This window comes from Phenylobacterium aquaticum (genome assembly GCF_947378715.1).
GTDB classification, from domain to species: Bacteria; Pseudomonadota; Alphaproteobacteria; order Caulobacterales; family Caulobacteraceae; genus Phenylobacterium; species Phenylobacterium aquaticum_A.
The window spans coordinates 1-6671 of sequence record NZ_CANCLE010000194.1 but is presented as its reverse complement, the minus strand read 5'-3'; the positions used below and the strand labels follow the sequence as shown (position 1 = coordinate 6671).

Here is a 6671-nt window from a genome sequence, read left to right as displayed (position 1 = left end):
CCGCCGCCGCCAGCCGGGCCTGGCTCTCGGCCGAGAAGTCGGCGAGGTCGAGGGAATAGCTGTCGCGCCCTTCGGACAGGGCATGGGCTTCGCACCCATGGACCAGCCGATGGTCGAACTCGTGCAGGCCGCCGACATGGTCGCCATGGGCGTGGGTTGCGACCGCCAGCAGGGTCTTGTCGAACAGGTCGATGGCCGCCTGGCGCAGGGAGACGATGCCCATGCCGGTGTCGACCAGCAGGTCGGCGTCGCGCCCCTTCAGCCGCCAGATATTGCAGCGGAGCAGCGGATGCACGTGCGGTTCCCAGATCAGGGTCAGGCCGGCGTCGATCTCGCGCCGTTCGAACCATCGGTCGGCGATGGGCAGGCTCATGACGACGCCTCGGGGGAAACGAGGCCGGCGGCCTCCAGGATGTCGCGCATCGGGGCCAGGCCCGCGCCATAGCGCCGCCAGCGGCCGACCGAGGTGGAATAGAGCGGCTGGCGCACCTGGACCGAGCTGGCGGTCGCCACCGGGGCGGCGTTCTCGTGGAAGTCCAGGCAGCGGGGGTCCCAGTCGAGGCCGCAAAAGGCCAGCAGGCGGCGCGTCTCGCCCTCCTGGTCGGCGACCATGTCCTCATAGCCGATCTCGGTGAACCGCTCGGCCGGCAGCACCGCGCGCCAATGGGCGACCAGCCGGTCGAAGCCTACATAGTAGCGGGCCACGTCCTCCAGATCGTAGGCGTAGTTGTAATAGGAAAAGCCGGTCGCGAAGAGCTGGCGGAAGTTGGACAGGCAGACGTCCATCGGATCGCGACGCAGGCAGATGATCCGCGCATTGGGCAGGGCCCTGTGGATCAGGCCGGCATAGATGACGTTCAAGGGCATCTTGTCGATGAACCTGGGCGTCGCGCCGGTCAGGGGCCGGGTGCTGTCGACATAGGCCTGGCCCAGGGCCGCCAGGTCGACCTGCTCGGCCGCCCGCAGGGTCTCGATATCCATCACCAGATTGGACGGCGTGCCGGTCGCGCGCTTGAGCAGCAGGGCGAAATTGCTGAGCTCGCCGGCCGAGGCGACCTGCGGATGGCTGGACAGGATCCGGTCGATCAGGGTGGTGCCGCTGCGTGGCAGGCCGACAATGAAGATCGGCTCCTCCGAGCCTGCGGGTGCGAGCGCGAGGGGGGCGGGAACCGTGGCCGCCGCCGCGGCGAACAGGGCGGCGTCCTCGTCGCCGGAATAGGCCACCGCCTGGCGCTTGGCCGCCTTGGCCTTCAGAAACCAGTCCAGCGCCCTGGCCGGTTCGCCCAGGTCCTCATAGGTCTTGGCCAGCGCGTGCCCCAGGTGCAGGGCGCGGTCGGGGTCCGAGGAGGGTTGGGCGAACTGGGCCTCCAGTGTGGCGGCGAAATTGCGATCCGGGGTCTGGCGGGCGAGTTGTACGCGGGAGGACCAGGCGCGGTGCAGGGTCGGGTCCAGATCCAGGGCGCGGGCATAGGCCGTCTCGGCGCCGGCGAAGTCTCCGGCGAACTGACGCGACGCCGCGAGATTATAGAGGAAGCCCGCATTGGCCCCGTCGAGCGCCACCGTGCGCTCGAAGAACGGCAGGGCCCGGTCGTGCTGGCCGGCGCGGGTGAACACCACGCCCAGGGTGTCGAGGGTGAGTGCGTCGCCCGGCGCGAGCGCCACCGCGCGATCCGCCGCCGCGAGCGCTTCGGGCTGGCGGTTGAGGGCGATCATGGTCCGCGCCAGGTGGGCGTGATGGCGCGCGATCCCAGGCGCCAGATCGGCGGCGCGGTCGAAAAGTTCAGCGGCCTTGACCGGGTTGTCGTGGTCGGCGGCGATCACCCCCAGCAGGAACCAGGCGCGGGCGTCGGATGGGTCCGCGCCCAGCACCGCAAGGCACAGCCGATGGGCCTCCTGATAGGCCTTGCGGCCCAGCAGGGCCTCCGCGTGATCGAGCGACATGAGCCCATCAAGCACGAACGACGCGCTCTTTCCATGCGACGGGCGCATACTTTTTGGTCGGAATCGACATACTGTCGCTGCGACGCAACATAGATGTTGAGAGCCGAAACCCCGCCACCGCAGCCTCTCCTCAAGACGCCAACTGGAGGGGTATATGTTCGCGAAATCCTTGAGCCGCAAAGCGCTTTTGAGCTCGATCAGCGCGCTGGCGCTGCCGTTGATCGTTGTCGCGGCGCCGCAATCGTCCTGGGCCGCCGAAGCCGAGGCCGCCGACGCGACCAGCGTGTCGGAACTGGTGGTCACCGCCACGCGGCGGGACACGACCATTCAGGAGACGCCGGTCAATATCGCGGCCATCGGCGCCGAGCAGATCAAGCAGCAGGGTTTCAACAACCTGGGTGAACTGACCCGGTTCGTGCCGGGCATCTTTGTCGTCGATCACGGCGCGCGCTCGGGCAACACCATCGTCGTGCGTGGCCTGAACGCCACCGGCCTGGGATCGGGCGACGGGGACAACAGCGGAGGCGGCACGGTCGCCACCTATCTCGGCGACATCCCCTTGTTCGTCGATCTCAAGCTCAACGACATGGATCGGGTCGAGTTCCTGCTCGGGCCGCAAGGGACGCTCTACGGCGCCGGCACCCTCGGCGGGGCCATCCGCTACATCCCGAAGCGTCCGAAGATCGGCGTATCGGAGGGCGAGGTGCGCGGCGACCTCTACGGCTATTCCCACGGCTCCTCGGCCAGCACCAATGCGGGCTTCACCTTTAACCTGCCGCTCGGCGACAGCTTCGCCATCCGCGCCTCGGCCGACTACCTCAACGACAAGGGCTTCATCGACCAGCCCTATGTGGTGAAGGAGGTCGGCGTCTCCGATCCGGATCCGAACTTCAAGGACCCTGCGGCGGTCGCCAAGAACCTGACCTACAAGAGCGACGTCAACACCGAGAAGACCCTGTCGGGCCGCATCGCCGCCCGCTGGCAGCCCAATGACAAGCTCGACGTTAACCTCACCTACTACTACCAGGACGCCAAGGCCGGCGGCCGCCAGGCCTCAAGCAGCGGCCTGACCAACTTCCCGGTCAAGATCGACAAGTGGGAATCGGTGAAGCGGGTTCTGGAACCCAATGAGCGCATCAACCAGCTGCTCGCCCTGGAAACCACCTACGATCTGGGTTTCGCCCAGCTGACCTCGGCGACCGGGGTCTCGCAGTTCAAGTCGCTGGGCCACCGCGACCAGACCGACCTCTTGATCAGCCTGCAGTACAGCTATGAGGCCTTCCCGAGCTTCAGCGCCTATACCGAGGAAAAGAACAAGACCGACAACTTCACCCAGGAACTGCGCCTGGTCTCCAAGGGCGATTCCGCCCTCAGCTGGATTGTTGGCGGCTACTACAATCACAGCAAGGTGGAGAGCTACAGCAAGGAGTTCACCCCGCACTACGACCAGTACCTGATCGACATCGGCCTGGGTAAGCAGCTGCGGCCGGACTCGGTGGAATATTACAGCCCGTTCTCCAGCACCCTGACTGAGGCGGCCGGCTTTGGCGAACTGACCTACCAGTTCACGCCGAAATTCCAGATCACCGGCGGCGCGCGCTACTATACCTATGATTACAATACCTTGAGCGGGGTGGACATTCCGCTGTGGGATACGGTGGTCAATGGCCGCAAGCCCGTCGACGCCTTCGTCACCAACGACAAGAAGGGCAGCCAGAAGGACAATGGCTGGCTGTTCAAGTTCAACACCTCCTACAAGTTCACCGACGACATCATGACCTATCTGACGGTCAGCGAAGGCTATCGGATCGGCAGCTCCAACGGCGTCGCCCTATGCCCCACGCCCCTGCCCGGCAGCCAGATCGTCTGCGCCCAGCCCAACGAGCTGCAATACAGCCCCGACAAGACGGTCAATTACGAGATCGGCCTGCACAGCCAGTGGTTCGACAAGCGCCTGACCGTGAACACGGCGGTCTACTACATCCAGTGGAAGAGCCCGCAGGTCTCCTCGGCCACCAAGATCGGCCTGCAGCCGATCACCATCAATGGCGGCGACGCAGAGTCCAAGGGCATCGAGGTCAACTTCGACGCCCAGGTCACCGAGGCCTTCAGCCTGCGCGGCAGCTGGGCGCACAACCAGACCGAATTCGTCGAGGCCACGCCGAACCTGATCGCCTATGTCCAGGCGCCGGGCTATCGGACGCGGTATCTCCCCGGCGAATCCGGCGACCGCCTGCCGGGCTCGCCCAAGGATCAGGGCAGCTTCTATTCCCGCTACGAAATCCCGTTTGGCGACAACAAACTCGCCTTCTCCTACGGCTTCACCGGGGCGACGGACATCCTGACCCGCACGGGCGGCAAGGGCGGCGGGTCCACCCTGCCGGCCTATATCCTGCACAATGCCGCCGTGGAGCTGAGCGGCGACAAGTGGAAGACCACCTTCTACGTCGACAACCTTTTCGACGCCTTCGTGAAGACCAGCGCCGCCAACACCTCGGCCTATAGCCAGATCTTCAAGGATGACACCGGCGCGTCGGTCTACGCCCGGAACTTCTACTACAACGTCCTGCCGCCCCGGAAATTTGGGGTTCGCTTCGAGCACCAGTTCTGACCCGAACCTGAGGCCCATTGCCGAGAATCGTCCCGGTCCAGGCCTGCCTGGGCCGGGGTTTTTCGTTATTGAGCTTGCTGTCACTGGGCGCCGCCACGGCGCCCAGTGAGTACGCTCTGAGCATTTCGTATTACTTCGCCCGCTTGACGCGGGGATCTCGCGGGCCCCTGGTCACAGACGGCTCGGCATGAGTCAGGATCACGTCGTCCGGGAAAGACGAGGAGGCCCCATGAGCACTGAAGCCCTGGTTGCGGATCGAGACGCAGGCCCCGTCGCCGACATGGGCGCCAAGCGCATCGATGTCTCCGAGATTCCGGTGATCGACATCTCCGCCCTGCGCGGCGACGACCGCGCCGCCCTGGAGGCCACGGTCGTTGAGATCGGCCGCGCCTGCGAGACGGTCGGCTTCTTCTACATCAAGAACCACGGCATCCCCGAAGCGCTGATCGCGCGCACCTATGAACTGTCGCGCCAGTTCCACGAATCCCCGGTCGAGCTGAAGCAGAAGGTCCATATCTCCAACTCGCCGGGCACCCGCGGCTGGGTGCCTGACGGCGACAAGGACGAGGATGGCGATCCCGAGCTCTATCGCCTGGTCGAACCCAATCCCGACCATGACTATCTGACCAAGCCCCGGCTGCACGCCGCCTTCGATGTGGCCCTCGAACTGTCCGAGGACGATCCTGACTTCCTGGCTGGCAATCTGATGCTGGTGCCCAACCAGTGGCCGGACTGGATCCCCGGCTTCCGCGAAGAGGTCATGGCCTATTACGACGCGGTGACCGGCGTCGGGAACCAGCTGTTCCACGCCTTCGCCGTCAGCCTGGGCCTGCCGGAGGACTTCTTCGCCAAGCTGACCCAGAAGGCGCCGTCCCAGCTGCGCCTGCTGCGCTATCCGGAAAACGACCGGCCGATGGACAATGACAATCTGGGCATCGGCGCCCACTCCGACTTCGAGTGCTTCACCATACTGCACACCAAGGGTCCGGGCCTGCAGGTGATGAACGCGGCTGACGAATGGGTCGCCGCCCCACCCCTGCCGGGCACCTTCATCGTCAATGTCGGGGACCTGATCGAGGGCTGGACCAATGGCCGCTTCAAGTCGACCCAGCACCGCGTGGTCAATACCGGCAAGGAGCGCTACTCCATGCCGCTGTTCTTCGCCGTCGACTATCACACGGTGATCGAGCCGCTGCCGGCCTTCGTGTCGGAGGACAATCCGCCCAGGTACAACCGCATCGTCGCCGGCGATCACCTGGCGGGCTTCAGCGTCAATGGCGCCAAGCACCTGCGCAAGAAGATCGTCAAGGGCGAGATCAAGATCGACTTCCCGATCCACAAGGAGAACCCGTTCAAGCGCAAGGCGGTGAACGAGTTCCAGGCCCCGGCCAAGCCCGAGGCCGAAGCCTAGACCTCCCCGCTCTCCCCGGAGCCGGCGTATCAGGCTCCGGCCCCTGGCCCTCTCTCCGCAAGGAGAGAGGGCTCTCCCGTTTCAGGGCGCGCCTCACACCGGCATCAGGGCCACCAGCTTGGTGGTGAGGTAGGCCTCGATGCCCTCCGTCCCACCCTCGCGGCCATAGCCGCTCTCCTTGACGCCGCCGAACGGGCCTTCGGCGCCGCCGATGCCGAAGGTGTTGATCCCCACCATGCCGCTCTCGAACCGCTTGGCGACGAAGGCGGCGTCGACCTGTGATCCCGTGAAGGCATAGGCCGCCAGCCCATAGGCCGTGGCGTTGGCGCAGGTCATGGCCGCCTCCCGATCGGAGAAGGGCGAGATCACCGCGATGGGGCCGAAGGGCTCATCATGCAGCACCCGCGCCGTCTCCGGCACGTCGGTCAGCACGGTGGGCTGGTGGAAATAGCCGACATTGCCGATCCGCGACCCACCCGTTCGCAGCCGTGCGCCCTGGGCCAGGGCGTCGGCTACCAAGGCCTCGACGGCCGCGAGCCGCCGGTCATTGGCCAGCGGTCCCATCTCGGTCGCCGGGTCCAGGCCATCGCCGACCTTCAGGGCCTGGGCCGTGGCGACGAAGGTCTCCACGAAGGGCTCATAGATCGAGGCGTGGACCATGAACCGGGTCGGCGAGACGCAGACCTGGCCGGCGTTGCGGAACTTGCC

5 protein-coding genes are annotated in these 6671 nt (G+C 65.9%); 2 read left to right on the top strand and 3 right to left on the bottom strand.

The window, feature by feature from the left end; all coding sequences use genetic code 11:
* Together Q7P21_RS18410 and Q7P21_RS18405 are read right to left on the bottom strand one after the other, a co-directional pair.
* Positions 1–373 (bottom strand): MBL fold metallo-hydrolase (locus Q7P21_RS18410; RefSeq protein ID WP_304178759.1); only part of this gene is annotated, 373 nt, incomplete at its 3' end.
* The gene (locus Q7P21_RS18405; protein ID WP_304178746.1) at positions 370–1941 is read right to left on the bottom strand and encodes a tetratricopeptide repeat-containing sulfotransferase family protein; all 1572 of its coding nucleotides are present in this window, start codon (positions 1939–1941) and stop codon (positions 370–372) included. The genes Q7P21_RS18410 and Q7P21_RS18405, both read right to left, overlap by 4 nt.
* Positions 1942–2095: 154 nt before the next feature.
* Between Q7P21_RS18405 and Q7P21_RS18400 the strand changes: the two genes are divergently transcribed.
* Together Q7P21_RS18400 and Q7P21_RS18395 are read left to right on the top strand one after the other, a co-directional pair.
* Positions 2096–4552, top strand: a complete 2457-nt coding sequence (locus Q7P21_RS18400; RefSeq protein ID WP_304178736.1) for a TonB-dependent receptor — start codon at positions 2096–2098, stop codon at positions 4550–4552.
* A gap of 229 nt (positions 4553–4781) precedes the next feature.
* Complete coding sequence (locus tag Q7P21_RS18395) at positions 4782–5963, top strand: isopenicillin N synthase family oxygenase (RefSeq protein ID WP_304178730.1); 1182 nt, start codon at positions 4782–4784, stop codon at positions 5961–5963.
* A gap of 93 nt (positions 5964–6056) precedes the next feature.
* On the opposite strand, the gene Q7P21_RS18390 is transcribed toward Q7P21_RS18395, so the two are convergent.
* Positions 6057–6671, bottom strand: a 615-nt coding sequence (locus tag Q7P21_RS18390; RefSeq protein ID WP_304178723.1) for an aldehyde dehydrogenase family protein, incomplete at its 5' end; no start/stop codon positions are given.

Coding starts and splice junctions, on each gene's coding strand:
- Q7P21_RS18395 (WP_304178730.1), top strand. CDS start 4,782: ATGAGCACTGAAGCCCTGGTTGCGGATCGAGACGCAGGCCCCGTCGCC.
- Q7P21_RS18400 (WP_304178736.1), top strand. CDS start 2,096: ATGTTCGCGAAATCCTTGAGCCGCAAAGCGCTTTTGAGCTCGATCAGC.
- Q7P21_RS18405 (WP_304178746.1), bottom strand. CDS start 1,941: ATGTCGCTCGATCACGCGGAGGCCCTGCTGGGCCGCAAGGCCTATCAG.